We start from the raw sequence: 23014 nt of genomic DNA on the forward strand, positions 1-23014 counted from the left end.
TTAGTTACTTTTCTTCTTTGGAGAGACTCCCTCGAAACTAAAAGTCAATTTATTTTGATTTGAATCCCAAATTAAAAAGGCATCAAATGTATCATCTTTATTTTTCTTTTTAAATCCTTTTATAAGTGGAGTTGTTCCCTTCATAAGAATACTTTTTACATTTGCTTGGGTAAGAGTTTTCCCTGCTATTTTCTTAGAAATAGAAAATCCGCATTGAGTTTTAGCATAGTTCTCACATCCATAGAAACTTCCTTTATCAATTACTGGACCACCACATAACTTACAATTGCCCACTATGACTTCTTGCCTACTTTCTTCAATCATTTCTTGAAAATCCCATTGTTCCGAGCTTTTAATTGTTTCAGTGATCGTTTTAGTAACCATAGCTTTAGTTACCTCTATAAAAGAACCGTAGGTTTTTTCTCCCTTACTGATTTTACTTAAAGCAACCTCCCATTGCCCGGTCATTAAAGGCGAGGTTAGGATTCCATTAGAATATTTTAGTGCTTCAATTAACATTCTTCCTTTTGATGTAAGATAAACTTGATTTTTCTTTACAGAAATATATTTTTGTTTTTGGATCTGTTCGATAATTCCTGCTCTTGTAGCTTCTGTACCTAATGCAAAGTCGCTATTTTTATATCCTTCTTTATCTGAGGATTCAACCGTACTTCCAGCATTCTTCATAACACTGATTAATGAACCTAATGTAAATTGTGGTTTGGATTGAGTCTTACCTTCCTTATATGAGGTAGATTGAACAACCCCACTTTCATTTACCTGTAAAGGTGGAAGAGTATTGTTTTCCTCTGATTCTTCTGATTGGCCCCCTTCATGTTTTTCCTCTCCCGATGGATAAATAACTTTCTTCCATCCTTCCTCGACTACTACTTTCCCTTTTGTTAAAAAAGAAAAGTTTTCATCTGCAACCGTAATAATAGAGGATATATCAAATGAAGCATCCGGAAAATGTGCAGCAATCACACGACGAGCAATCATATCATAAATATTGGACTCTGCCTGGGATAAGCTTGAGAGATTTGGTATCTGGTCGGTTACAATTATTGCATGGTGATCATCAACCCCCTCATTGTCGACATACCGTTTATTCCCCATAAGACTTTCAATAGGAGCGGGTAATAATGATTGATACAAAGGAACAGAAGCTAATTTCTCTAAAATATTAGGGAATTCACTTGCTTCTTCTTCTGTAACAACCTCTGGACTCGACCGCGGGTAACTGATATACCCTTTTTCGTATAAAGATTGGGCAATATCTAAGGTTTGCTTTGGACTGTATTTGAAGCGTTTATTCCCTTCCTCTTGTAAGGATGATAAATTATAAAATCTTGGTGGTTTATAATCTTTTCTTTCAGAATCAATCGAATAGACATAAGCGGGTTTATCTTTAATAACTACCATTAAAGCTTCTGCTTTTTGTTTATAAAATATATGGTCTGTTTCGCCTTTAAACCATTTTCCTCTGTATGTATGCCCATTAATATTAAAATCAGCATATACATCCCAATAAGGTTTAGATTTGAAATTTTCTATATGAATTTCTCTATCATAGATAATTGAAAGCAAAGGTGTCTGTATTCTCCCTACACTAAAAGCTCCTAATGAACGGTCAACTCCCTTTTGCTGCATTAGAATACTGGCACACCTTGACATATTAATTCCTACCAACCAGTCACTATGTTGTCTGGATAATGCTTCGTCGTAAAGGGATTTATATTCCTTATTATCCTTAAGGTTAGAAAATGCCTTCTTAACCGCACCTGCAGTAAGTGAAGTTGTCCATAGTCGCTTAACAGGCTTACGTTTAAAATTCGTTACGTTAATAACTTCATCGACTAAAAGTTGACCTTCCCTTGCTGGATCACCAGCGTTAATGATTTCCATTGTAGTAGATTCATTAATATATTTCTTAATGGTATTGAACACAGTCTTTTTATTAGAAACAACATTTAATTGAAACTTAGGGTTAGGTATAATTGGTAAATGTTCTAATTTCCACTCTGCATATTCTTCTGAATACTCCTTAGCTTCAGCCAGCTCCATGATATGGCCTACACACCAAACAATTCTAGCGCCTTTAGGAAATGTTTCACACGGAGAGATAATGTAACAATCTTTTTGCTTTTTACCACCGAAAGGAAGAGATAACCGCTCTGCTTGACTCGGCTTTTCGGCAATTATTAATACGGACGGCATTTCCCGGTCAACCTCCTTTTTTATTTTTAAAAATAACAGAAAGCTAATAACGATTCGCTATCAGCTTTTACCTTACAATCTTGTAATTATCATGAGATACGACTGTCTTATTATTCTCATAAGCTAACTCTATGTGAGCTTGTGGGTCCAAAAATTGAACCATAACTGTCTTTTCACGGAGCATAATAACCCTTCCTCTATAGGTGTTTTCTTTTCTAGTAAATTCAACAATATCAGTTAGTTGAGCTTGTTTCTTTGGTTTTAAAATAGATTTTTTCATAACTAACAATACCTCTTTTATTTTTTCATAGATTTCCAATTAACTAACTTTCTTACGGCGTTGTAACTCACATTGGATTTCCTTAATTTCTTCAATAAGCATTGTAGAATACTCAAATTCATAGTTTGCTTTTGCGATTTTTAATCGTTCCTTTTTAAGAGCAAGACTCTCCCTCATTTCCGATGTTGTCATTTCTTGATATCGAAGTAATAATTTATCTTCCATCTTTCTCATAAAAAATAACTCCTTTTACTAAAAAGTTAAGATTAAACAACAATTAATCCGTTTCGAACAAAGACTATAAGTAAGAACACATTGATGATTATTAAAAGACCAGTTATAGAGTATTCAATTAATGAACCTGTTTTAAAAGTCACCAGAAATCGAAAATATGTTTTTGAAAAAGGATATAAAATAGGAATCCCACGTTTTGTAAAATAATCAGCAATCAGGTGAGAGATAATTCCAACGATAAAACCATTCAGATAATATAAATCCCAGTCCATCTTTTTATAAGAATCATCCCAACTACATAGACCAAAGCAACAAATAGTATTGAGTGGAAAAACTTACGATGGCCAAAGATGATACTAAGTGGAATAGATATCATTTTTGTTCTTCGTCCTAGATAACTATTCGATTTATCTATATCTGGAAAGATTGATCCAATTAAAACTAAAGAAAAGTAAATTAGAGTTGAAAATAAATGGTCCGGTACTTTACCCAAAAGATTAAGTATGGTGATTCCGATAATCCCCCATAGAAACCCAAAAGCTTTATGCCCTGGTGCTAACATATTAGTTCTCCTTCCTTCTAAGGTTTCTTATGATGTTTTTCTATTTATTCCATAATGATTTCGTATTAAATCCACTACATTTTTTATTTCTATTTCAAGTTCATCTTCAGATAGTTCATACAACTGTTTACCATCATTTCTTTTGTAAATCCCTAATTCAATTAAAGAATGGATCATTTTTTCTTTTCGTTCATTTTTAGTACAATTACTCATTTTGAAAACTCCCTTATTATGCTGCAGCTTTACTAACGGCTTCTACTCCCTTTTGAATCGCTAGTGATGCTCCAAATCCATGTTGAAAAATGACAGGTTTATCAAATTCTTTGCAAAGCTTCTTCACTATATCCATTGTGATGTGTCCACAAGCACCCAGCATGATAATGACACAATCTGATTTCTTGACGATATTTTTGAAATCTTTTTTTACGCCTCCATTCCTGGTTTTACCGTTATGGAAGAGTACATTACAATTAAATTTCTTTCCTACCTTAATAAAAGTTTGTTCCTGGCTACCGCCTATAATTGCAATTGTTTGTTTTTTCATAATTCCAACACTCCTTATTTATATTTATAACACTTGTTGTATGTTTTGAACTATTGTAAGTGAATAATACTATAGGGAAGTTGTATTTGTCAAATAATTTTTAATTGTTAAACAATTTATCTAACTCACATTCATTAGGTAAGGTAGTCCACCCTCTTTTAACCGCAATAATTACAGCTGTAGTACGATCACTAACTTTTAACTTTTTTAAGATATTCGCAACATGAACTTTAGCAGTTTTATCACTAATTCCTAACTCTTCACTCAGAATTGTGTTGTTGTAACCCTTTGCTAATAAATCGAGAACTTCCCATTCCCTGTTGGTTAATAACCCTAGTGGTCGCTTCTTCATTTGAACTAATTTCGACTTATTTTCTAAACCCGATACTTCCATATATTCCTTCAAAAGCAAATCGGAAATTTGATGATGAAAAAAGGTACATCCTTTTAAAATGACACTCATTCCATATAGTAATTCTTTTGTTCTCATGCTTTTTAACATATATCCGCTTATTCCATGCCGGATAGATTTAAGAACTATTGAAGGATTTACTTCATTAGTAAAAACCACAACAGACACATTCCTAGAAATAAAAAATTCCATTAAATCAAAAACCCTTTGTGTCTGAACCGATAAATCGATGATTAGAAAATCGGGAATATCATCCTTGAGTTTTTCAATTTCATAACTTCCGTAAGTTTTTATACTATGAAAAATGTTTTGAATGGATAATATTTGTTTTAGACCATCCCTTAAAAGAGTTTGATCATCTAGTATTGCTAACCTCACTTTTACCTACCCCTTACATTAAAAACCCTAAAAAAAGCAAAACAGCCCTAAGGTACGAATTTATCGTAACTTAGGGCTGTCCCTTTAGAGATATCAAATTTTTATAATTTTAATTATACCTTATTTTCCATCCTTTACACAATTACTTTCCCCAATTAGAAGGCTTTGGAGCTGAAAGCATTTCAATCTTTCCATTTATCAATAAAACATATTGGCCCCAGCCTTGTTCATCTACATACCATGCCATTCTAGATTTCAAAGGAATTGATGATTCGTGATCATGTAAAGGAAATGGAGATTTGTAGATTTTTTTTCCCCAGCCAGTTTCAACATTACCTTCCGGGTTAACAGCTACAAATCGTTTTTTTGATTTATTTATTACCCAGCAGCCAAAAGACTTATCTGGTGAAACATACCATATAGCATCATCTCTATTAGAACTAAAATCAGGCTCCATTGGATACTTAGATTGTTCCTCAGAAAATTTATCGCCCATTAGTTCAAACAGAAAATTCTCATCGTCAAATTCAACTGTAAAATCATCTTCAATTAACTCATAAATTTCTTCATCATCTTCTTCCAATGTCCAGTCACTAAACTTTTGGCATCGGAGTACGGTTTTAGGATCATCAGCTTCAATATTCTTGAAAATCCCACATTTCTGAGTGCGCGAATCAAAATAGAAGCAATGAGTACGGCAAGTTTTCGTTTCTTTTTCAAATTTATGTTCAACATTTTGTTTAACAGTATTATCAACAACAACCTTTAAGTGCATAGGTTTAACCTCCTTGAATACGATAGGAGGTTAAACAACTTTAAAGAGAAGCGGAATAACCCCCGATAGTACACCTAATATTAAAGCACCTACAAATAAACCCTTTGACCATCGGAAATACTCCGGATGATCAGATACAACTTTATGTAAAAGTCGAATGTATAGACCAACAAGTATCATACCTATTGCTGCCCAAAATGAGACTGCTTTTAAAAATCCAACGGTGTCACTTACAATCAGTGTAATTCCCACAGCATTTGTTGTCAAGAAAATAATCGGTCCAATTCTTAAAATTAAAAGTGCAATAAAAGAAAAGACCATAGTTCCCGTAGCCCATTTCATCCATTGACCTGTCTTGGTAATGATAGCAAATGCCATACTAATTATGGCTGCAATAAATAAAATGGTTAACATGTTGATACCAAAGTTATAAACGGGACCTATCCAAGAGTCGAACGATTGAGAAAATCCTAATAAATCTGAAGTGTCTTTCTTTTCAATTACATGATTATTCTCTTTTGGATCTTTAATAAAATTAGGTAAATTATTATTAGCGTTAGCAAGCACCCACGACATATATTTAATATCAACAAGTATCGACGACATTTAGTTAACCTCCCTCCTTTTTTGCATAAAAAAATACTATACCCGAAATATAGCACTTAAGTAACTGACTATTTCCGGCAACTGGCTGGCATATCCAATGATTGATAAACCCCTCTAGTTTTGCGTCCCAGCGTTTCCACTGGTTTGCCTTTATCGTATTTTTTTGAGTTTGTTATAACAGAATAATCAATACCGACGTTTCATTATGCTGTGATAAAAAACTAAATCTTAACTACTAAACTTCTTCTCTTTCATACTCATATCTAGCTCTCATACATTCTTCTCGCATATCAAACCTCATTTGCCCTTTAATAATTGGCAATTTAAAGTAAATGCTATGCTCGTCGGCACTTTGTTCATGGATGACTTCATATGTAGCTAACCACTGTTCTAGTATTTGGCTATTAAATGCGTTGGTTTCAAACAAAGAATTAACTTTGTCTAAGTCTAATTCCATATCAACCGTTACATTACATAATCTATAATTCTGATAAATAAATTCAATAGATTTTATATATTGATAGAATGGTACAAGTTTTTTGTATTGAGAGTAAAGAAAACCACGGATTTTAACCTTTTCCGTATTTTCATTTAAGATATCCTGTTTATTGGGTACAGTTATGTTCACACTAACACTAACAGAGCTAAAATCCATACAACCATCTGGTAAAACAGTAGTTGATATTTTCATGTTAGAGTTAAATCGTTTGGCTAATCTTGCTATACAGAAGGAATCAACACTTAATACATCTTCATATAGATTTTCATAAAATTCTTCCTCATGGATAATACTACCTATTCCTTTTGTATCCATTAAGACATCTTTTTTATGTTTGTTATATCTAAAATCTACTTCTTTTATACTATTTTCCTTGAGTTGCTGCTTGATTATGTGTTTTTTTATCTTCCTTTCATTCAATAACATTGACGTTCCCCTCCTAGACTATTTTTCCTAGTCAAATGAAAGTTTCTCATTTTTATATCGGTAAAATACTGTGTCTTTTTAACGATTTTCCTGTTTATCTGACAATATTATACTTATTGTGCCACTTTTTCGCTATTTTTTTCGTAAAACTTAACATTTTTTAGTATTAAAGGACTATGGAAAATTAGGAAAAACACCCCGTTTTTTTAATGCTTATATTAACGTAATTTTCCCAAAAATATAAAGTATTCTAAAATCTAATCTCTCCTTTTAATATTTGATAGGTTACTCCTACTTAAAAATGACAAATGACAAGTTTTTATCCCTTTTAAGTAGGAGGCGACAAAAAGCTATTATAGTCGCTCTCCCCTGAAAATTTAACTTACTGATTCACAACCTCTGATTGTGGTTGTGAATTTTTATTTTTTACTCGAAACATTTGTTTCATTATTACTTCGCTATCACTCCGTAAAACCTCTAAAATCAATTCATCACCTACATTGATTTTATTGATCTTATTACCGGCTTTTATCCAAATACGTGAATAATCCTGGAAATGTATATAGTCTCCCGCTTTACCAATTACTCTACCTCTCCAACGTTGAAGGCCCAAGATATTATCTGAAATTCTTGAAGTTGAATGTTTAGGAGATTTTGGACTCGGTTGTTCACGTTCCATTTCCATATCTTCAAGTGTCAAAATATCTTCCTCGTACACTTTTGGGATATTTTCATATGTAGAGTGACTTGATGATTTCGGAAAATACATAAAGAAATCTTCTTCCAGCTGACGCACTTGATCTTCTCTCCCCTCTAATTGAAATAACTCATATTGAGTCATAATCATTGCTTCAATATCGACCATATCCGCTTCTTCCTTTGAAAACTCACTTAACCGATTTCTTAACTCATAAATCCGTTCTTGTATATCAAAAGAATTTTCGCTTTTAGGGATAGGTTTCTCTCTCTCTTTAATTTCCTCATCTATAGAGTTTTCTAGTTCTATAGGTTCTTGTTCCTGAAAATGTGGTTTTATATCTTCCTCGTTAGTTAATGGTTGATTGTCTTCAATATCCTCTTCTGGTGGTACAGATGACACAAGTGATTGTAATTCTGAATCATCTTCAAGTTCTTGTTGTAAAGAGGACAGAAGTGATTCTGTTTCTGTCCCCTTGATATTAGACGTTTCAACCGCAGCTCTTCTCGCTTTCTTTCTTTCTTCTATTGCATCTGCATATAACTCAGAGTAATCATTCGTTCCATCTGGATTAGTCTTAATTTGATAATCACTATCTGGAACATAATCTCCTTTCTTTTGTGCATGTGCCTCATAAGAAAGCTGCTGAGCATACCATTCCAATAGGAAATAAACAACTATAAAAGAAATTGAAAGTAAACCTGAGATTGAAATCATTAGTAAATTTTCCTCCCCAAAATGTATGTTTTAAGCAAAAAGTTCGAAACCAAGTTGTCCTTCAACTGGAGCTGACTTGCCACGTTTTTTTCGTTTGCCTTCTTCTGACTTAACTTCAATTAGTTCAACAGATGAAGTTTCAAACGATGCTGTTTTCACTGTTTTCTTAGGCTTATCAACTAAATGAGCCAAAACAGTTCCATCAGCAACCATGTCAAAACCAAATGCTTCAATTAAATCAACTTGGAGTACATCCTTTTGTACTTTAAATCCTATTACCTCTCCATTTTCAACTCTTGATACGATTGTTTCTGCATTAGAAATCAATACATTTCGAGTAGAAGGTGAATCGATTTGTTGTTTCGCCCATGCAATAAATTGGTCTTTAATGGATACCTTTTTCTTCTTACCGATACCTTGAAGTAATTCTCTAGCACGGTCAGAGGTTGTAGCAACCCACTCTTCTGTTGAACCTTTTAACTTTTCGCCTTTCTTAATAGATTTGATAAGCATAGATTGAAGATCTCCTTCATCCCCTAACATTGCGTTAAGTCCATCTGTACTTACATCTCCATTAAGTGCCTGTGCGGCTTTATTTTTTTGAGCTACTAATTGAGCCATACTTTCTTGGAATGTTTCTCGATACGCAAGGTAAAAGAGTCTACATTCTTCAGTTTGGCCAATTCTCCAGGCACGTCTGCTCGCTTGGTTCATCGTAAATAAAGACCAATCAAATTGATAAAAAATAAGTGTTGGTGTACAAAGCAAATCCAAACCTACTTTTACTAATTTGGTAGATACAATTATGACGTTATAGCCCTCTTTCTCTACCTTTTTTCGTAACCAATCACTTCTATCCGATGTTCCAGTTGTTCCAGTTCGTAATACAGCAACTTTTGCACCTTCCACTTGGGAAAGAACCTTCTCTAATCGAGGCTGAATATCACGTTCTGCTTTTGAAGAACCAGTGTCACGGACATAAATGATAGATGGTCGATTTTCGGATATTTCCGTACTAACCAACTCTTGCAATTTTTTCTCTTTCGGTAGAATATGATCTTCATCTAAGTGGATCGGGTCCCAAATCGGTATACGGTCTCCATCATCCGTTTTTAAGCGGAATTCAGGGAATGTAAATGGATTATCTGGGTATGCTATTCCACTATCTGTATAAGGCAAGTACAACTTATGTCCTTCATCATGAGATTGAATAGCATTCTCGAACGTGTGAGACATATCTTGATATGCTTCTCTTAGTTCAGCATCCATATCTACAAGAATAGTAGGGACATTAACAAGTTCTACAGGATCAGGCCATACGTCCGTTAATCTTACTAGAACAGTATTTTGTACGAGAAATTTCCCGAATACAAATGGACTTATTCCTGGGAGAACTTTAGATGTACGTTTAGTTCCACCTCTAGATTGTTTGTTACTATATTCACCCTCACCTTGATCATAAATGGTCGTTTCGATATTACCGAATTCTTGATTCCATTTATTAACCTCTGAATATTTGAAACCTGCATTAACCATTTCATGTGGAAATAAGCGCCAGAGCAAATAATAAACATCCTCGGCTTTACCTCCAAACAAAGTACCTGTGCCAGCTACAACCTTTTTAGATGAAGCAGCTAGTGAACCTAAGGAATTCCCTTGAGCTGTCATACCACCTTTAAGCTCATGCACTTCATCGATAATACTAATATCAAAGAAGTTTTTCATTTGGCGTCTGATATACTCAATGGTTGCTATTCTTCTAGGTTTACCTACCGCTTTAGGTGGTTCAGGTTGACCAGATTGAATATGTTTAACCAATCTACCATTTCCATCCTTCGCAGCATGAACAATTTTCTTTTCATGTTGCGCCCATTCTGAAAAAGATGAATAGCGGGTTGGCACTCGTTTAGTCCATAAAGACGAACCACACTCACTACAAAAAGCATTAGCAGGAGTCTTTGTATTATGAAGACGTCGAGTTGTTCCAAATTCATTAAACAACATTGCTCTTTTCGTAAGCTTTTCCTCTTCTTCACCATTCTCGTTCATTTCAACACTTTTGTTTTCAATGACCTGATGGGCATTCCCACAATCAGGACAAATGTATCCATAACGATAAGGTAAAGTTTGTTCAGCAGTCTGTTTTTTCGTTTTCTTTTCTTGCCAATAAACAACAGGCTCTAGGCTACAATCGCCTCTCATCGTTGTAAAACTGATAACAAAGAAAGTTGGTACCTTTGGTTTTGGTTTACCATTTCTCTCCCAATTCACATGAATGTCGATTAAATCCTTTGTGTTTTGGATATGGTAAACCTTAGCATCTGGTAATAAGAAATGAATTTCTTCGGTTGCCCACTTCTTAGTTAAAGAAGGTGGAACCATCAGACACGCAAAGTAACCTTTTTTCCCTCTCATTTTATTTACAGCATCAGCAACAGCAGTCATCATAGCGGATTTTCCAGTACTCATTTCCCCTTGAATAATAACTGATTTTTGTCCTTGAAGACGTTTTGCGACAGCAGTTGAAACATGAGATTGGACTGGAAATAAAGGTCGCTTAAAATCATTGAATCCCTTATATCCTTCATCTTCTAATGGATTATGAGTGGGAGAAATCTCAGCTGATAGCTTTGCAACCATTGCATTTGAATATCCCTGCATATAATCCGTTAAAGAGTCAATATCTTTCAATGTTTCACCAGTACCGCTCTTAGGAAACTTAATTTTCTCTAATTTAATTAGTTCTGAAATGAGATTATCTGCATTTTCTTCCTCAAGATTTAGTTTTAATAAACTTAACCCGTCAGGAAAAACCCCTTTATCAAAATAAAGTTCAATTTGTTCCAGGTGTCCACGTTCTTCAAGTTCGTTAAATACGATATCTTTCCATTCCGGAAGAATATTTAATCCGTATTTACCTCCCCCTAATACTTTGCGAACTTCTTCGGCAGGATCTCCATCAAAACTAAGTATATAATTACCGTTTCCTAATAAATCATCATGAACGATAGCTAATGCTTTACGATTGTGATTAATAGTCATTGGAAACTTTTCAAATTTCCCTTTTTCAGATTCAATTCGAAACTCACGTTCAAAATCGTATCCAGTTAAGGACTTCACACCATGCCCAAAAGAAATTCCATTGAGTCCACTATCAATAGCTGCTTTCATTGCTTGTAATGTAGAATCACTTCCTGCAATAACAGTCATTAATAATCGAGGCTCTTGCCAATTTTTTTCAGGCTCTTCGCAAGCTAAAGCAAAACATAATGCGTTTTGATAAGCTTGTTCAAGATAAACCTCTAACATCTTTGGGTTTTCTTCTGTCTCTGGTTGTTTCCAATTGATTTTTTTAATATCTCCCATTGTAGTTCCCTATCAATAAAACAAAGATAGGGCAGAAGTGCACCCTATCTAAGACTTTCAAGATAGGGATACACCTCCCTTTTAAGATTAATTTATAAGTGTTTTAATCACTGAAAAATAATGCTTTTAAGCCACTTCTGTTATTTGAACTTGTTCTTGGTTTTGCTTAGCTTCTTTCCATACCTCAAATTGATGAATGATTTTACCTGATACATCACAAATTTGAGAACCAAATGTCATTAATGCGTCTTCATCACCCTGGGACCAACCTTTAACATATCGGAAAGAATAATCCGCTGTATCAAGGCCGAAGTAATTACAAACGACAAATGCACAACCCTCAGCAACAACTTCCCTTTCTTTAGAAGAACTTTTATCTCCGAGTTGATGACATTGTGAATGTACATATTCATGTACCAATGTCTTAGCTCGATGATTAATGGAAAGTTTATCTGAAACGGTTATGCTATGATCTAGTTGGGAATAAAAACCATTAGCATCTCCAGTATCCCCATAGCTGATAGGAAAATCCGAAATTTCTTCAACCATTTTTATAATTTCCTTAGCCTCAGGACAATCGCCTTCAAGTTGGATTTTAAAACGGTCAATTGGTAACGGTTCTCCTTCTGTTTGAGAAACATCAAATACTGGAACAGCTATAAAACCGACAAGTTTATGTTTTTCTCCATTACCCGCTTCTTCTTCCTCAACTTTTTTAAATCGAGGTGCAAAGATACGGATAGATTTTGAACCCTTTTTAACCTTTCTGCCTAGTTCTCCCCATCGTTTAAACGGAGCAATGAAACTAGCTTCAGGTAGCTGGGCTTTAGCGACTAAAAGATTTCTGAAACTATAATTCGGCATTAATGCCTTCATTTCCAATAGCGCTTTAAATTCCTCTGGATCATACTGAAAATTGCTGACTCCCTCTTCTAATGTTTTAATTAATTCCTCCACTCTTTCTTTTGCTGAAGGATAGTCACCCTTCTTCTTAAAATGTTTCTTCATACCTTACACCCTTTCTGAAAAAAGTTTTATATATAAAAAAAACGAGAACTAAAAAAGGATAGAGTCCTTTCAATTCTCGTTTTAATACCACGCATCTTAAGTTTTTTGACGTAAAATAAACGCAAAAAGCCTTTGAAGTTTAGTAGACACACTTGTCGTGTGAAATACTCAACCTCAAAGGCTGTAAATGTAATAACTACCCTGCTGACCTACAAAATGTGGTCGCAACACTAAAAAACAAATAAGTAAATAAATATAGCTATATTATACCTTTATCTTTTTCATATGACAAGACTTACAAAATAGGTTGATAGATTAAAAGTTCTATTTTAATTTTTAGCTCTATATAATATATATTATTTTAAAAAATTGTATTTATTAAAGATAGTACTTATTCGGCATAAAATTCTTACCCCCCCCCCATAAAAATTTTATGGGTATGAATTAGGGGGTAAAAATTTTACCCCTCCCCCATAAAGATTTTATGGGTCAATTCTGTGGATAACCTACCCGTAAAAATTTTACCCCTCCCCTTTTTTGATACCCGTAAAAATTTTACGGGTATCCCCATAAGGATTTTACCCCTACCCATAGAAATTTTACGGGAACCCATAAAAGATTTATCGGTATATTAAAAAATAAAAAAAGAGCAAAGCTTTTAGCTTCACTCTAGGTCAAATGTTTGGTCTGTAATACTCTTAATAATGATCTCGTCAATTGATGGAGCATATTCCGATAAGGCTTCTTGAATTAAAGATTGATAGCCTTGATTATTCGATATCCAATCTCTTGAAAATTCATTAGGAACGAATATATAAATATTTGATTTGCGTGTTACTGCAAAAGTGTTCTTAAACCATGTATCAAAAGAAGGCTTACTTACTTTACCTTCTATAAATCTTAGTACCGCTTTCCATATTAGCTTATCTGACTCAGTTATCTCTTCAAAGATAAAATCTTTCTTTATCTCTAATTGTTTCGATTGTTCAAGAGCTGACTTTTTCTTAGCTTGACGTTGACCTCTTTTTAGAAGTTCATTATAAACCTCTTCAAAATTCAACTCCACATCAATTGAAACAGATTCAGCATTAGCCATCATTTCGGCCACATATTTTTCATGGTCTTTAAATAATCGCTCTGGTAAACCTTCTTTTTCTTTCTTCTGAGCTTCCTGTATATGTTTAGGAAGTTTTGTATCTATCTGTATACTGGGATCACCATTCAATAATTTCTCAGTAAGAAAAGGAATTTTCTTTCTGATCTTATACAAAGGAGATTCTTCTCTTCCCTCATTGTCTTTATTAAGCACTCCGAATTTATAGATGAAACCATACCGTTCTAGCAGTTCTAAATAATTACGAATAGTAGGTACAGATTTACTCATTTTTAATGAAATCAACTCTAAATTAGGAAAGCACCAATCTTTTTTACCGTAAGCATGACGTTTTAAGTGACCGTATAAGGCTAACCCTTCTGCCTTTAGATACCATCCCCAAAAGTCAAAAAGATAGTTATTTAGAATTGTTAACTCCCCATCAACATACGGAATGTGTTGACCATGCTTGTCCAAAGAGAAGGCTTTCACTTCTTCCTCCGAAAAGAAAATTCGTTCAAGTTCAGTTTCAAAATATACTTCATCGTAGTATTGGTTGTCTTTTCCTTTTCTCTTCCGTTTTCGAGGAATCTTATCACCAGTCTCCTGGTAACGATAGTATATTAATCTATCGTAACGTTCCTTTAGATTTTTTTTCTTGTCATTTTCCATTTCAAAATAGAGCCTCCTATTACTTTTATCTGTAATAGGAACGTGGAATTGAGTTCACAAGTTTTGTAACTTATGGTAAACTATCAATAGTTATAATAACTCAAAGCCCACTGTTCCCAAATATTCAATTAGAAGCGGGGTCCCAATCCACATCTAATGAATATTAACAAGTGGGTGTTTTTGTATGTTTAAGTCTAAAATTCTAGATTCACACCCATATTACACAGAGAAATTTCCATTCTTTTCCCGAATTGTGTCATAGTTTAATAGTATCATATCCTTAAAATATATTGAATAGGGATTTCTATTAAAGGAAAGAGTGACCAATAAGTATATAAAAAAAGGTAGAACTGTGTAATACAACTCTACCTTTTTTAAATTACATAGCTACAAAAACTCTCATTATAAAATCAACACAAATTTCAAAAGTAAATCAAATTTCATCATCTAAATCATTACAATCATCTTCTTTTATGAAATATTCACGATATTCACTACTATTTTTAATGAATTCGCTTAAATATTCCATAACATCTACAGTATCTATTACGTGTGTTTCGTTTGGATTGTCTTCTGCTAATACTTCATATATTTCAGTCAACTCTTCTTTTATTTCAACACCTTCATTACGTGCTGTATAATAAAGAGCCTTAAAGATAATATCCGCTTGTATAGGAGCGATAGGTTTCTTCATTATTGTTTTCCTCCTCTATGATACATTAATATTTACCTTCTCCAACGTTCAATATAATGAAAAATCATATTCCCCATATAATTAATATCTTCATTATGAGGTTTTGCAATATACCACTTAGGAATACCTTCACGGGCGCAAACGTGCTGAACAATGCTAAATCCGCCAGGATAATCCGAACGGTCGTCTATGCGGTTCTCAATGCTCATATAGGCATCAAAATCGAAGTACTCACTGTCGATTTTACCGTTGGTTTTATGAATGATCGAAACCAGGTATCCTTTATAAGTTTTATGAACACCGTTGGTTACTAACTCAATGGTTACGTTGATTTCATCATCTAATTTATAAACTCCCTTTCGGTTATACCAACTAATATTTTCATTTAAGAAAAAGTCATGGTTAAATTCACAGTAGTTTAATGTCATTATTATATCTCTCCCTTAGAACAGAACATATTTTGTTAATTTTTCTACAAATACGTCTATCTTTTCGTTTATTTTAGTGCGTTCTTCTCCAGTTGGATAAGCGAGGGAATCATTTGTTCCACAAACAAGGTAATCACTACGTCTGCCTTGCTCTGTTAACTTATCTTGCACCCATGCTTCAAAAGCACGAGCTGCAAGTTCAACATTGCTGGACCAATACTTCCCTTCTTTACCACGATCTAAAGAGATAGACTGTAAGAAAAACTCACTTTTATCGCTTGGATAAGGAATGCTTTCTACTCTTTCTCCTGTTTGTTGTTCGTGATACCAGGCTAAAGCTTGAGCACTTTTCTTTAAATCTCTTGCCATCCTACGTTCAAACCTCTGAACTTCTTTATCTCGGTCACTTGAACTATAAAAAGACAGCATCTTTACTCGATAATCCAAGCGGGACTTAGCTTCATGATAGTAATGCGTCATGATGGCTGTTAAATCACCTTTATATTTGCTATACATAGCCTTAAAGGAAGAACTAACACGCCATTTATCGCCTTCTTTATTTTCATTTTGTAAATAAGATAAAGAGTTTCCTTCTTTGATTTCTTTGATTAAGTCACTCATAGCATTTTTTATATCACTTACAATGGTTAAGCCAATTCCCTCTAAATTTGATAAGTATCCGATATGACCATTTTTATGGTTATGGGAATGCGAAAACAGGAAGTTATCTAAGGCATGAAACCATTCATGAGCGGTCACACCTAAAGTACCTTTATCCCGAGTAAAATTAATGACTCGTTCGCGCGGCTCATAATGAGCAAGCGCCTTTCCTCTTCCTCTTGCACCAAAAGCTAGGGCAAGATCGGAGTTTAAGGAGACATCAAAATCGGAAACACCTAAAATATCTGCAAGGTCATGAAAAGCTTCGGAGCATCTAAAGATATGCTCTAATCCCTTGTCGTCATTAACGTAATTTCCAAATTGTATTCCTCGGAACATAAAGATACGAAGCATATCTTCCGGCTTTTCTACATTCGTCACTCGCCCACCATTGCGGTCAGGTCGTTCTGGTAACTCTCTTTCCCAAACAGGCTTATTCTTCTTTCCTGTTTTAGTAGATTTTTTTGGTGCAAGAAGTTCATCCCAGGACTGCAATTTGTTAATGGTACTAAGGGTACTATTAATACTCGCTTGTTTGGTGAAAAAGTTTTTAAAGGATTTACCTAATACACTGAAATTCCATTGATTTGCATCGATGATACAATCTAAACGTTTCTCAGCTAATTCAATACGTCTTTTCAAAGTATTAACTGCCTTTGTATCCGACTTATCTGTATCATTTAATTCCTTCCGCAAATTAGCAATGTGGTTTTCTGTATAGGTACTGTCAGATCCTTCAAAGACAAGTTGATTATTCATCTTGTCGATAAACGAACTAAATTGTTCCCAAGTAACCAATTCATTAAATCGCTTCTTCAATTCTTGAGTAGCATGAAAATAGGCTTTACGAGTTTTTGCACTGTCTGAAGGCTGAGAGTCGATACGTTGAATTAACAATTGCTTTAATCGAGCAACCTTAACATCTACACCTTTCTCTTTTTCATCTTCCAGTGAAAAATCTGCAAACAATTCTTGTTTTGAAACTAATTCCGCAGCAAGTACAGCTGAACTACCTTCAATTTGATCCAATAGCTCTACTGATTTTTTATCTGCAAACAATTTTCGTAAAGCAGCTTCACTTTTTCTACTCCCCGCAATTTCCTCACCCACGTCATAGGAAATTTTACGATTCCCTTGTACGTCTGTACGAATATCTACCGGTTTATTACTGGCCTCTATATCGAATAAACTTATTTGTTGTGCCATTTATACCTCTCCTTGTTTAGTTAATAAAAAAAGAGAACAAGTCTACTTAAAGACTCATTCTCTGATAAATACACTCTCAAATTGATTAATAAAATACTTCTACACAAGTTTACGAACTAATCCGGCGGGTGTAATAACTTTAACTGAAACATCCCGCTTAGTCCGTTCTTTCATAATTTTAGTCTTTGCCCCACTATCATGTACTTTTACTTCTTCTTCTTGGATTTTAGAAACAATCTCAAGACCTTGTACAAGATGAAGATCATCCCCTTCTCCTAAAAGCCCATTAACAGCACCTGACGCAAGTAAGAGCGCCATTTGACCTTGATTTAATGGTAAGATAGGGTGACCGCCAATTTCCAATTCTTTCGGCTTTGTACGGGCTTTAAATTGTTCCATACCCTTAGAAGTGCGAATGGCATTATGATAATCGGTTTTCAACTCTAATTTTGTGTAGAATGTCCGTAACTCTGTAGCTCCACCTGGAACGGTCCATTGATGTTTCCCAACTAATAGATTAAGAGGGGTAACTTTTGTTTTAACAAAATCCTCATTATCTAAATTCATTAGGAATTCCAAAAGTTTTTCATTAAAATCTTTAAACTTTCCTCTTTTTTTCGTTCCAATAAAAACACATTGACGAAAATCATCATAATCCTCATCACTAAAACGGAGCATTCCTATATTTTCAAAGTAATTCGCTAAATGACGAGCAATCTTTTTATCAGCAAAGCGGTAAGAAGGGATTACATAAATCATGACTCCACCTTCTTTAAGATATCTAGTGTTTCTAACAAGTTCTAGATACTCTTTCCGTTCCGCTCCATTATCTTCAATACCCTTCATGGTAAAATCATATGGTGGATTTAGAAAGACACAAGAAAAAACATCATTCTGTATCACCATTGACTCAATCGGGGCATTAATACAATGGTCTAAGACTTGGTTGGCTTTTTCAAACCTTCCTTTATCTAATTCGACGCCATAGGTTTTGATTTCTACATTTTCACGGTTTTGGGCAATTTGTTGTAAAATTGCTCCTTCACCACAAGTAGGGTCAAACCAAGCACCATCTGATTGCACATCTAATAGTTGATAAATATACTCTCCTTGACGTTCTGGGGTAGCAAAAAATCCAGCACGCAGCTTATTACCGATATGTGACATTTTAAAATTCCTCCCTAAAAATTAGATTAATAAATGGGTGTTTCCCAAAGGTCGAGTGCTGCTTCAAACCGATAACCTTCATTGATAGCAATTTCATATACAACCGATTTATTAATATCCGTTGTTCCATCATAAAAAAGGTCATAACCATAGCTTTGCAGCTTATCGATTAATTGTTTTTTAGAAATAAACTCAGCTTTTGGCATCCAACATTCCTCCTAAAGATTCTAAAAATAAAAGAAAAAGACCAATATTGATCTTTTTCTTTAATGGACTATAAAGATTTGTATATATCCTCCATAGTCGAATCTCCTAATACTTCACTGTTAAACACAATTTGGTAGGCTTCTTCTAAATTGCCATTTTTCTTTGCTAAATCGTTGGCCATAAATTTAATTAAGGCATCTTGATCAGCAAACTTCTTCATTTTTTCCAAATTGAATACAACAGTATTTTCACTCTGATTTTGCTTACTCATAAATATTCTCCCTTCAAACCATTAACGGATATTGAGTTTATTAAACTAATCCATTAGACTTCATTTCTTCTAAGAAGTCCTCTAAAGTTAAATCGTATCGTTCCTCACCAAATTCATACATGATTACATACCTTTCATCAGCTGATAGTGACCCAATTTTCGATGGTCCCCAACCAGTTTGAATGGTATGGCCTTTGTATTTCTTAGCAAGTTTTTTGATACTTTCTTTCTTTGGATCTAGCTTTCTGTTCTCAACAAGTTTCACAAACATGGAGATTGGATAGCTATATTGAATGCCATCGTTTTCTTCCCCAATAAACTTAGTCCGGTTCAACTTAAGAAAAGCAACCTTTTCACCAGAAGATACTTCAATAATGTCACCTGGTTTTAGTGCTTTAAGTTGAGTCTTCTTTTGATTAAGTTCATGTTGTTTAGATTGCTGAGCTTTTGCTCTCTCTAAAAGAATTTCATCTGAAAGTCCTTCTCCTTTATTTGCAAACATTTCAGCTGGAATGCGGTAACGTGTACCCTCGATAATGCCAACCCACTTTGTTCGCTTTATTTCAACGAACTCGGCTTTTCTACCATCGGTTAAAGTAACTACATCACCTGCAGATAAGGTTTTAATGACTTTGATTTTCTCTTGTTTATTCATTAATATACACCCTTTCAACTCCCCTTTTTGTGTAGGGGGAGTTTAGATTAATTCCCCTCTACACTAGGGATTGAAAGCTATATAAAAAGCACTAAGGTTTTACTGAAGAACGGTTATGTCTAACACCTTACAAATAGCTTGAAGAGAATTATGTTCAGATAATCCTAATTCATTAAGTTTTAAAAGTTGTTCTGATTCTAGATCCTCGTAATTGTCAGTATGCAAATAAACTTCTAACTCATCGTCATCATCATTTTCTTGCAGCATGACAATAAAGTTAAGCTTATCTCCTATTTCATCTTCCATCCAAATACGAATGCCTTCAGCAGAATCAGTTAATACACTTTCACCATTTCGAATTACCTCATATTCATTCATCTTACTTCACCCTCTCAATGATTAATAAAATAAAAAAGAGTGTTCAATCCGATTGGATTAAAACACTCTTTTGGTTAATTCAAGACAATTTACATCAACGCTGCTCAAAAGGGCAAATCATCATCAGAAATATCAATAGGTTGACCTTCATTTGCAAAAGGATCATTATTGTAAGAATTCTGATTACGATTATTTCCACGATTAGCGCCATAATTATCTTGTCCTTGTTGATTACCGCCACCCTGTGCATTGTTACTATTTTTAGGTTCCAAGAATTGTACACTTTCTGCAACAACTTCAGTTACAAAAACACGCTTACCATCCTGACCTTCATAGCTTCTTGATTGAAGACGACCATCTACTCCTGCAAGACTTCCTTTTTTTAAGAAATTCGCAACATTTTCAGCGGGCTTTCTCCAAACAACACAATTAATAAAGTCAGCCTCTCGTTCACCTTGTTGATTCGTGAAAGTGCGATTAACTGCTAACGTAAATGTTGCAACAGCTACTCCACTTGGTGTGTATCTAAGCTCCGGGTCCTTTGTTAAACGTCCTACAAGTATTGTGCGATTCATTTCGTTTTCCTCCCAAATGTTTAATTAAATTTGATTTTTAGATTGATGAAATAAGTTATGATTTCAGGAGAAAATCCCTGTAAATTAAACAACCAATTCCACAACACAAAAAAATGACTCCCATGAAAAAACTGACCATCATATCACTCCTTCTCTTAGTCTAAATCAAAAAATTCTAAAACCGCTTTTTTGATCTTTTGTCGTAGCTTTCCTTTAGGAGCATCAAGATTACCCATTCGATATACCTTATCTCCAGCAAAGCGCCAAAAAACAGGTCGATTGAGGTAATTTTCAATACTAGCAACATAGACTAATATTTCTTTCTCGGCTTCCTTCTTACTACAACTTCTGCTACGGAAGTAACGACGTTCACCATCAGGCAAAATAATTTCTGCTCCATAACGTCTATTTGACGAAAATGCCTCCGTAACTTGACTAAGAGTTTCAAATGATTGGTTAACTGCTGCTTTCACAATAAAACACCCTTTCAATAGAATTTTTTAAACTACACCCTTTGATCTGAAAAAACAATTAAAGACAAAGATTCATTACTACTCGATAAAATCACCCCCTAAAATGCAAAAAGAGCCATTTCGGTTCGGACTAATAAAAGACACACTTGTTGTGTCATAGTCTGAACCAAAATGGCTCCGTAGTTTAATAGTTACCCTGCTGACCTTTAAATATAGGTCGCACACAAAAAAACAAAAACAAAAATACTTATAAATCTATAATACTATTGTTTAAATTAAAAGACAATATATGAAATTAGAATTCAATATTTTTATAATCAATAACAGAATCAGTAGCGATGAACATCATTTTTTCTCCATCATCTAGGTCTACAAATATGTAATTATCTCGATATTCAACGACAGTTCCACTTCCGTATTCATCATGAGAGATTCGAACAATAATCAAACATTAAAAAAGCATTGAAGTTATGTTCGTAATAATATGAACATATTTTCAATGCTGCATTATTGTTAATAGATAAATTCTACAAAACTTGCACTTCTCATTAAACCTTTCTTGGAAAGGCATTGATATTTTACCTTGCATTGTAAACGTGGTTCTAGGTAGATATATTTTTTATCTTCACCTTTAACTAGCTGTTTAGAAACTTGATAAAATGCTTTCCTTTCATCAGGTGGAACAAATTCTAAAATCCCTCGATACTTACCATCTTGCAGCATCATCCACCCAAATTCTCCTTTTCTCAAAGCTCCTATTTGTATAATTTGGTACTGGTAATTTTTAATTTTGAACCATACATCATTACTTTTGGATGTTGGTCTTTCATTCAAACGATAGAAACCGGATAACGACTTACTGCAAACTCCCTCAAGTCCTAACTCTACGATTTTCTCAAAGAGAGCCTCACCATCTGAAAAGGTTGGACATAACGAAATATAAGGTTCATTCGTAATAATGGATTGGAGTTTATTAAACCGAAAAGCTAAATTTTTATCAATTAGACTTTGACCATTAAGAAAAATAATATCAAATGCTGAAAATGAAACCGGTAAAGTATTTAAAAGAGATTGTATTTTATTTGGATTAGATGCTTGGAAACGAGTAGTTAGACTATCAAAACAAGGTTTTGGTGGATCTGATTCATCAAAACAAATAAGTTCACCATCCAAAATACAAGTATCTACAGGCAGTCTAATATGTTGAAGTTCAGGATATTTGGCAGTTACGTCATTCATGTGCCTGGTAAAGACTTTAATCTTCCCATGATCGTAATGTAAAAGTGTTCTATGCCCATCCATTTTTAATTGGTGTAGAAATTCCCCTTTGGGAATAGTTGTTGAAGGTTGGAGAAGCATGGGTTTAATTGGTGTATTAAGCAAATTACACTCCCCCTTTATATCACATAACAATAACAAGAAAATGGTCTAAAGTTAATAGTAGGTTAATTGAAAAAATGGATGTGTATGGTAAAGAAAATGCATTTAATAAAAAAATCCCCTATAATATCCATTCTAAAGTTTATGATTTACCATTATATATATCGCATATAAATTGCGAAAAATATAAAAGGAAGTGGTTATATGTTAGTAAACAATGAAATTAAACTATTCTGGCTTGTTGTGTGGAATCAGGACTCAGGAGATGTTAAACGAGCTTGGACCTACGGAGTTTCAGAGGAATTAGCTTCGGAACTTTTCGAGTTAACGCATGAGGATCAGAAAGTGATTCACATTGGTGAAGGGAAACTTCACCCTAAATCATATCGTTCTCTTGAAACAGTATAAGAGCAATACAAGGCTTGAAGAAAGAG

General features: G+C 34.1%; 26 protein-coding genes, 1 pseudogene and 1 riboswitch. Of the genes and pseudogenes, 1 reads left to right on the forward strand and 26 read right to left on the reverse strand.

The window, feature by feature from the left end; all coding sequences use genetic code 11:
• The 26 genes and pseudogenes from J0N78_RS17940 to J0N78_RS18070 all read right to left on the reverse strand — a co-directional run bounded on the left by J0N78_RS17940 (position 1) and on the right by J0N78_RS18070 (position 22583).
• The gene (locus J0N78_RS17940) at positions 1–2217 is read right to left on the reverse strand and encodes a type IA DNA topoisomerase (RefSeq protein WP_209124480.1); all 2217 of its coding nucleotides are present in this window, start codon (positions 2215–2217) and stop codon (positions 1–3) included.
• A 67-nt stretch (positions 2218–2284) separates the two neighbouring features.
• Positions 2285–2536, reverse strand: coding sequence for a DUF2187 family protein (locus J0N78_RS17945; protein ID WP_209124481.1), 252 nt, complete (start codon positions 2534–2536; stop codon positions 2285–2287).
• Entirely contained in the window at positions 2537–2731 is a 195-nt protein-coding gene (locus tag J0N78_RS17950) for a hypothetical protein (protein WP_209124482.1), read from the reverse strand. It lies immediately after the preceding gene.
• Positions 2732–2763: 32 nt separating this feature from the next.
• Positions 2764–3293: pseudogene (locus J0N78_RS26545) on the reverse strand (metal-dependent hydrolase).
• Between the two features lie 27 nt (positions 3294–3320).
• Positions 3321–3506: a Fur-regulated basic protein FbpA gene (locus tag J0N78_RS17965; protein ID WP_209124485.1), complete on the reverse strand. Its 186-nt coding sequence runs from the start codon at positions 3504–3506 to the stop codon at positions 3321–3323.
• Positions 3507–3522: 16 nt separating this feature from the next.
• On the reverse strand, positions 3523–3837 hold the full coding sequence (locus J0N78_RS17970) for a DUF2325 domain-containing protein (RefSeq protein WP_209124486.1): 315 nt from the start codon (positions 3835–3837) through the stop codon (positions 3523–3525).
• Positions 3838–3937: 100 nt separating this feature from the next.
• The gene (locus J0N78_RS26390) at positions 3938–4627 is read right to left on the reverse strand and encodes a LuxR C-terminal-related transcriptional regulator (protein ID WP_209124487.1); all 690 of its coding nucleotides are present in this window, start codon (positions 4625–4627) and stop codon (positions 3938–3940) included.
• Between the two features lie 142 nt (positions 4628–4769).
• Positions 4770–5402 carry a hypothetical protein gene (locus tag J0N78_RS17980; protein WP_209124488.1) on the reverse strand — a complete coding sequence of 211 codons (633 nt, stop codon included), beginning with the start codon at positions 5400–5402 and terminating at the stop codon, positions 4770–4772.
• Between the two features lie 30 nt (positions 5403–5432).
• The gene (locus tag J0N78_RS17985) at positions 5433–6008 is read right to left on the reverse strand and encodes a hypothetical protein (RefSeq protein ID WP_209124489.1); all 576 of its coding nucleotides are present in this window, start codon (positions 6006–6008) and stop codon (positions 5433–5435) included.
• Between the two features lie 73 nt (positions 6009–6081).
• Positions 6082–6167: riboswitch (cyclic di-GMP riboswitch) on the reverse strand.
• Between the two features lie 76 nt (positions 6168–6243).
• Complete coding sequence (locus J0N78_RS17990) at positions 6244–6933, reverse strand: hypothetical protein (RefSeq protein WP_209124490.1); 690 nt, start codon at positions 6931–6933, stop codon at positions 6244–6246.
• 382 nt (positions 6934–7315) lie between these two features.
• Positions 7316–8347 carry a hypothetical protein gene (locus J0N78_RS17995; RefSeq protein WP_209124491.1) on the reverse strand — a complete coding sequence of 344 codons (1032 nt, stop codon included), beginning with the start codon at positions 8345–8347 and terminating at the stop codon, positions 7316–7318.
• Positions 8348–8377: 30 nt separating this feature from the next.
• Positions 8378–11713, reverse strand: coding sequence for a helicase-related protein (locus tag J0N78_RS18000; protein ID WP_209124492.1), 3336 nt, complete (start codon positions 11711–11713; stop codon positions 8378–8380).
• 126 nt (positions 11714–11839) lie between these two features.
• Positions 11840–12721, reverse strand: a complete 882-nt coding sequence (locus J0N78_RS18005; protein ID WP_209124493.1) for an ArdC-like ssDNA-binding domain-containing protein — start codon at positions 12719–12721, stop codon at positions 11840–11842.
• 664 nt (positions 12722–13385) lie between these two features.
• Positions 13386–14486: a DnaA N-terminal domain-containing protein gene (locus J0N78_RS18010; protein ID WP_209124494.1), complete on the reverse strand. Its 1101-nt coding sequence runs from the start codon at positions 14484–14486 to the stop codon at positions 13386–13388.
• A 433-nt stretch (positions 14487–14919) separates the two neighbouring features.
• Positions 14920–15180: a hypothetical protein gene (locus J0N78_RS18015; protein ID WP_209124495.1), complete on the reverse strand. Its 261-nt coding sequence runs from the start codon at positions 15178–15180 to the stop codon at positions 14920–14922.
• A 32-nt stretch (positions 15181–15212) separates the two neighbouring features.
• Positions 15213–15608 carry a hypothetical protein gene (locus J0N78_RS18020; RefSeq protein WP_209124496.1) on the reverse strand — a complete coding sequence of 132 codons (396 nt, stop codon included), beginning with the start codon at positions 15606–15608 and terminating at the stop codon, positions 15213–15215.
• 15 nt (positions 15609–15623) lie between these two features.
• Entirely contained in the window at positions 15624–17474 is a 1851-nt protein-coding gene (locus J0N78_RS18025) for an LPD1 domain-containing protein (RefSeq protein ID WP_209124497.1), read from the reverse strand.
• Between the two features lie 99 nt (positions 17475–17573).
• The gene (locus J0N78_RS18030; RefSeq protein ID WP_247747405.1) at positions 17574–18641 is read right to left on the reverse strand and encodes a DUF6094 domain-containing protein; all 1068 of its coding nucleotides are present in this window, start codon (positions 18639–18641) and stop codon (positions 17574–17576) included.
• A 26-nt stretch (positions 18642–18667) separates the two neighbouring features.
• Entirely contained in the window at positions 18668–18847 is a 180-nt protein-coding gene (locus J0N78_RS18035; RefSeq protein ID WP_209124498.1) for a hypothetical protein, read from the reverse strand.
• 68 nt (positions 18848–18915) lie between these two features.
• Complete coding sequence (locus J0N78_RS18040; RefSeq protein ID WP_209124499.1) at positions 18916–19119, reverse strand: hypothetical protein; 204 nt, start codon at positions 19117–19119, stop codon at positions 18916–18918.
• 40 nt (positions 19120–19159) lie between these two features.
• Positions 19160–19774 carry a hypothetical protein gene (locus J0N78_RS18045; RefSeq protein WP_209124500.1) on the reverse strand — a complete coding sequence of 205 codons (615 nt, stop codon included), beginning with the start codon at positions 19772–19774 and terminating at the stop codon, positions 19160–19162.
• A 99-nt stretch (positions 19775–19873) separates the two neighbouring features.
• Complete coding sequence (locus tag J0N78_RS18050) at positions 19874–20152, reverse strand: hypothetical protein (RefSeq protein WP_209124501.1); 279 nt, start codon at positions 20150–20152, stop codon at positions 19874–19876.
• Positions 20153–20256: 104 nt separating this feature from the next.
• A complete protein-coding gene (ssb, locus tag J0N78_RS18055; RefSeq protein ID WP_209124502.1) occupies positions 20257–20727 on the reverse strand; it encodes a single-stranded DNA-binding protein in 471 nt (156 codons plus the stop codon).
• A gap of 155 nt (positions 20728–20882) precedes the next feature.
• Entirely contained in the window at positions 20883–21200 is a 318-nt protein-coding gene (locus J0N78_RS18060) for a DUF6018 family natural product bioysynthesis protein (protein WP_209124503.1), read from the reverse strand.
• Between the two features lie 295 nt (positions 21201–21495).
• Positions 21496–21648, reverse strand: coding sequence for a hypothetical protein (locus tag J0N78_RS18065; protein WP_209124504.1), 153 nt, complete (start codon positions 21646–21648; stop codon positions 21496–21498).
• A gap of 65 nt (positions 21649–21713) precedes the next feature.
• Complete coding sequence (locus J0N78_RS18070) at positions 21714–22583, reverse strand: ATP-dependent DNA ligase (protein WP_209124505.1); 870 nt, start codon at positions 22581–22583, stop codon at positions 21714–21716.
• 201 nt (positions 22584–22784) lie between these two features.
• Between J0N78_RS18070 and J0N78_RS18075 the strand changes: the two genes are divergently transcribed.
• On the forward strand, positions 22785–22988 hold the full coding sequence (locus tag J0N78_RS18075; protein ID WP_209124506.1) for a hypothetical protein: 204 nt from the start codon (positions 22785–22787) through the stop codon (positions 22986–22988).
• Positions 22989–23014 lie beyond the last annotated feature (26 nt).

It is taken from the genome of Alkalihalobacillus sp. BA299, assembly GCF_017745675.1.
Taxonomy (GTDB): domain Bacteria; phylum Bacillota; class Bacilli; order Bacillales; family Bacillaceae_F; genus Alkalihalobacterium.

Excerpts from the sequence above, each read along its gene's own strand:
- ssb (WP_209124502.1), bottom strand. The coding sequence starts at position 20,727 with ATGAATCGCACAATACTTGTAGGACGTTTAACAAAGGACCCGGAGCTT.
- J0N78_RS17995 (WP_209124491.1), bottom strand. The coding sequence starts at position 8,347 with ATGATTTCAATCTCAGGTTTACTTTCAATTTCTTTTATAGTTGTTTAT.
- J0N78_RS17985 (WP_209124489.1), bottom strand. The coding sequence starts at position 6,008 with ATGTCGTCGATACTTGTTGATATTAAATATATGTCGTGGGTGCTTGCT.
- J0N78_RS17965 (WP_209124485.1), bottom strand. The coding sequence starts at position 3,506 with ATGAGTAATTGTACTAAAAATGAACGAAAAGAAAAAATGATCCATTCT.
- J0N78_RS17970 (WP_209124486.1), bottom strand. The coding sequence starts at position 3,837 with ATGAAAAAACAAACAATTGCAATTATAGGCGGTAGCCAGGAACAAACT.
- J0N78_RS18025 (WP_209124497.1), bottom strand. The coding sequence starts at position 17,474 with ATGGCACAACAAATAAGTTTATTCGATATAGAGGCCAGTAATAAACCG.
- J0N78_RS18045 (WP_209124500.1), bottom strand. The coding sequence starts at position 19,774 with ATGAATAAACAAGAGAAAATCAAAGTCATTAAAACCTTATCTGCAGGT.
- J0N78_RS18010 (WP_209124494.1), bottom strand. The coding sequence starts at position 14,486 with ATGGAAAATGACAAGAAAAAAAATCTAAAGGAACGTTACGATAGATTA.
- J0N78_RS17950 (WP_209124482.1), bottom strand. The coding sequence starts at position 2,731 with ATGAGAAAGATGGAAGATAAATTATTACTTCGATATCAAGAAATGACA.
- J0N78_RS17980 (WP_209124488.1), bottom strand. The coding sequence starts at position 5,402 with ATGCACTTAAAGGTTGTTGTTGATAATACTGTTAAACAAAATGTTGAA.
- J0N78_RS18015 (WP_209124495.1), bottom strand. The coding sequence starts at position 15,180 with ATGAAGAAACCTATCGCTCCTATACAAGCGGATATTATCTTTAAGGCT.
- J0N78_RS17990 (WP_209124490.1), bottom strand. The coding sequence starts at position 6,933 with ATGTTATTGAATGAAAGGAAGATAAAAAAACACATAATCAAGCAGCAA.
- J0N78_RS18020 (WP_209124496.1), bottom strand. The coding sequence starts at position 15,608 with ATGACATTAAACTACTGTGAATTTAACCATGACTTTTTCTTAAATGAA.
- J0N78_RS18050 (WP_209124501.1), bottom strand. The coding sequence starts at position 20,152 with ATGAATGAATATGAGGTAATTCGAAATGGTGAAAGTGTATTAACTGAT.
- J0N78_RS18040 (WP_209124499.1), bottom strand. The coding sequence starts at position 19,119 with ATGAGTAAGCAAAATCAGAGTGAAAATACTGTTGTATTCAATTTGGAA.
- J0N78_RS18000 (WP_209124492.1), bottom strand. The coding sequence starts at position 11,713 with ATGGGAGATATTAAAAAAATCAATTGGAAACAACCAGAGACAGAAGAA.
- J0N78_RS17940 (WP_209124480.1), bottom strand. The coding sequence starts at position 2,217 with ATGCCGTCCGTATTAATAATTGCCGAAAAGCCGAGTCAAGCAGAGCGG.
- J0N78_RS18005 (WP_209124493.1), bottom strand. The coding sequence starts at position 12,721 with ATGAAGAAACATTTTAAGAAGAAGGGTGACTATCCTTCAGCAAAAGAA.
- J0N78_RS18035 (WP_209124498.1), bottom strand. The coding sequence starts at position 18,847 with ATGCCAAAAGCTGAGTTTATTTCTAAAAAACAATTAATCGATAAGCTG.
- J0N78_RS18030 (WP_247747405.1), bottom strand. The coding sequence starts at position 18,641 with ATGTCACATATCGGTAATAAGCTGCGTGCTGGATTTTTTGCTACCCCA.
- J0N78_RS18075 (WP_209124506.1), top strand. The coding sequence starts at position 22,785 with ATGTTAGTAAACAATGAAATTAAACTATTCTGGCTTGTTGTGTGGAAT.